The 1027-nt window shown below is 41.6% G+C and carries 1 protein-coding gene; it reads left to right on the top strand.

Annotated features, from left to right (window positions below):
- Positions 1–35: 35 nt before the first annotated feature.
- Entirely contained in the window at positions 36–935 is a 900-nt protein-coding gene (locus GQO39_RS08670; protein WP_156851792.1) for a DUF7146 domain-containing protein, read from the top strand.
- Positions 936–1027 lie beyond the last annotated feature (92 nt).

The following is a 1027-nucleotide window of genomic DNA, read 5'->3' as shown; positions in this document are numbered from 1 at the left end:
AATCCGTCCTATGACGCAACGTTATAGGATTTAAAATGATGTGTTCTTTTAAGAATGCGCAGGATATTACACGTGCCTTGCGTGGTGTTTGGCATGGATATTATGGGATAGCCCGTTGTCCTGCTCATGATGATAGGCTGCCTAGCTTATCCCTTGCCAATGGACATGATGGGCGTCTTTTACTCACTTGTTATGCTGGCTGCTCTTTTAGAGAGATCATACAAGCGCTCATTAGAATTGGCTTGCTTGGAAAACAAGCCTTTTTTGATAAAACTTATGATCATACGCTTTCTTTCTCAAAACAGTTTTGTGCTGATCTCAAACGAGCAAAACAGAAAGCAAAGAAAGTAAAAGCAATTTGGCTACAAAGCAAACCAATCAAAAATACTTTAGCCGAAACCTATTTACGCATGCGGGGAATTACTTGTGAATTGCCTGCTGATTTACGCTTTCACGATAAATGCCCACATCCATTAGCGATGACACTGCCCGCGTTGGTCGCTCTTGTTAAGGGTGCTGGCTCTTTTGCCATTCATAGAACCTTTTTAAAAGCCAATGGCTGCAAAACAGATCAAAAACCAGCAAAAGCCATGTTGGGATCTGTAACGGGTGGTGGGGTGCATTTAAGTCAAGCCAATCCAAAACATCTGGTCATTTGTGAGGGCATTAAAACCGGTCTGGCTCTGCTGTCTGGGTTGTTATCAGAGCCCGTTAATTTATGGGCGTCTCTTTCAACCAGTGGCATGATGCGTGTGAATTTACCCCATACAAAAGGACGTCTGACAATTGCAATGGACGGCGATGATGCGGGTCGTAAAGCAGGTTTTACCCTTGCAAAGCGTGCTTATAGCCAAGGCTTTGAGGTCTTTATCATGCGAGCTCCAAAAGGAACTGATTTTAATAATGTATTACTGTCTCAAAAGAGGAAACTATGAAAGAAAGTCATTTACAAAATAATAATGAAAATACCCCCGTCAATGATAACGATAATGCCTCTTTAAACGAAAATACTTGTTTAAAAGCCATT

Origin of the sequence: Bartonella refiksaydamii (assembly GCF_902652675.1) — a bacterium.
Lineage (GTDB): Bacteria > Pseudomonadota > Alphaproteobacteria > Rhizobiales > Rhizobiaceae > Bartonella > Bartonella refiksaydamii.
This window is presented reverse-complemented; position numbering and strand designations above follow the sequence as displayed.